Source organism: Aeromonas sp. 604176 (assembly GCF_049170755.1).
GTDB classification, from domain to species: domain Bacteria; phylum Pseudomonadota; class Gammaproteobacteria; order Enterobacterales; family Aeromonadaceae; genus Aeromonas; species Aeromonas veronii_A.
The window spans coordinates 1-1,793 of sequence record NZ_JAAKNE010000235.1; the positions used below are offsets into that span (position 1 = coordinate 1).

1 protein-coding gene is annotated in these 1,793 nt (G+C 63.9%); it reads right to left on the bottom strand.

Features of this window, described 5'->3' with window-relative positions:
• Window positions 1–1,793: alpha-amylase family glycosyl hydrolase (locus tag G5358_RS20950; protein ID WP_421324868.1), on the bottom strand; the 1,793-nt coding region annotated here is incomplete at both ends.

A 1,793-nucleotide genomic window follows, 5' to 3' on the forward strand; every position in this document is an offset into this window, starting at 1 on the left:
ACCTTGCCCGGGCCGTTCAGTACCCAGACCCGTGCCGAATAGGCGGGCACCGCAAAGCTCAGACTGCCGTTGCTGACGTTCTGACTCGCGCCGGTCACCGCATCCGTATAGGTGCCGTTCTTCAGGCCACTCAGGTTTATTTGCTGGGCCGAACTGGCCGCGAGGCCCACGGCAGCATAGCTGCCTTGAGCGCTCAGGTCACGCACGAAGCTGATGCCGCTGCTCCACTCGTTCACCTGGCTCATGGGCGCCTTCTGCAGGGCGGGCACCGCCTTGCGGATCTGGTTCAGGCGCTTGATGTGCTGGTAGAGCGGGTGGCTCGGAGTGGCCGGGTTGTCCAGCACCTCCCCGTAGTAGGCACGACCAGTCTGATCCACCGTCATGGTGGCCCCGTCGATATCCTGAGGCTTGCCCGCCTGGAACATCACCTCCTCCCCGTAGTAGAGGGTCGGGATGCCCCGCGCCGTCCAGAGCAGGTTGTAGGTCATGGCCGCATTGCCCTCTTCCCCGCCGTAGCGGTACTTGAAGTCGTTATCCGGCCCCACGTCATGGTTCTGGAAGAAGGTGATGAGCTTGGTGGCATCCCCATAGACCCAGTCCATGGCAAAGATCCCGCCCACCCCGCCAAAGCTCCCCCGGGTGACGTTGTCACGGAAGGTGGAGAAGAGGGAGAAGTCCAGCACAGAGAGGCCGGAATCGCCCCCTGCCCGGGGATCCGCCGGGTTCGGCGTGGTGCGGGTATACCACCAGGGACGGATCACCGCCGAGGCATTGTCGTTGGCCAGCTCAGAGCCCCAGCCGGTGCCCTTGACCAGGTTCTCGCCAAAGACGAACAACCCCGGCTTGTGGGCCTGCCAGTCGTGGACATAGGTCAGCAGCTCGTCCCGCTCGATGTGCTTCAAGGTATCGATGCGAATGGCGTCAACCCCCATGTCGAGGTACTGGCGGATGGCGCCGTTGAGGTAGTCCTTGACGTTCTGGTTGCCGGTGGCGAGATCGATGCAATCCCCCGCCATGTGTTTGCGCTGCAGGGCGAGCGGGCTCTCCCAGTCACCGCCTGACATGAAACCGTCCAGGTGATACCAGGCGGGATCCAGGGTCTGGGCGTCGATGCCGAAGAAGCGGTTGGGGTTGTAGCCAGCACTCGGCACGGTGGCGCCTGTCTTGGGGTCCACCAGAGGCTGGGTGCCCGCCGGATCGGACTGGCAGCGGGCCTTGTACCAGTCGGGAGCCACCGGGTTGTCGTCGTCACAGCGGTTGGCGCTGGCGTAGTCCCCGAGGTTGCCCTGATAGGGGCCGTTGTTGATGAGCCCCTGGCTCGACCCCGCCGGTACGTAGTATTTGACGGGCAGGCGATCGATCCAGGTCTTGCCGCGCAGGCCGTACTGGCTCGAGTGGTTGAGCACCACATCCTGGATCACCTTGAGCCCCTTGGCGTGGGCCGCCTGGATGAACTCCCGGTAACCCGCCCCCGGCGACTCCAGACGGGGATCGACCCGGTAGAAGTCGTAGGCGTGGTAGCCGTGGTAGTCGAGGCCGGAGCGGTTCTCCACCGGTGGCGTCACCCAGATGGCGGTGAAGCCGAGATCCTTGATGTAGTCGATCTTGGCGATCAAGCCCTTGAAGTCGCCGCGCCAATGGGGATCCCCCGCCTTGTAGCGATCCCGGTTATGGTAGTTGTTGCTGGGATCGCCATCATAGAAGCGGGCGGTCAGCAGGAAGTAGATGCTCTCGGCACGAAAATCGCCGCTCGCCACACCCTGCTCGCCGATACGGTACTCGAAGCGCTGCTC